This is a genomic window from Gordonia sp. HS-NH1, assembly GCF_001418765.1.
Lineage (GTDB): Bacteria > Actinomycetota > Actinomycetes > Mycobacteriales > Mycobacteriaceae > Gordonia.
This window is the reverse complement of the sequence record NZ_LIYC01000126.1, coordinates 1-348: the sequence shown is the minus strand read 5'-3', so window position 1 is coordinate 348 and position 348 is coordinate 1. Positions and strand designations below refer to the sequence as shown.

The window sequence follows — 348 nt, the reverse complement described above, 5'->3', positions numbered from 1 at the left end:
CTGCTGAACTGGATCGTCGGACCCGCGTTGATGTTCGCGCTGGCCTGGCTTCTGCTCCCGGACCTACCGGAATACCGGACCGGACTGATCATCGTCGGTCTGGCGCGCTGTATCGCGATGGTCATCATCTGGAACGACCTGGCGTGCGGCGACCGCGAGGCGGCTGCCGTCCTCGTCGCACTGAACTCGGTGTTCCAGGTGATCATGTTCGCCGTGCTGGGCTGGTTCTACCTCTCGGTGCTACCCGGATGGCTCGGCCTGGAACAGACGACCATCGACACCTCGCCGTGGCAGATCGCGAAGTCGGTGCTGATCTTCCTCGGAATCCCCTTGATTGCCGGCTATCTC

Annotated in this window: 1 pseudogene; it reads left to right on the top strand. The window is 62.9% G+C overall.

The annotated features are described in order from the left end of the window. Positions 1 to 348: pseudogene (locus AMD30_RS24350) on the top strand (ACR3 family arsenite efflux transporter); the annotation flags it as partial.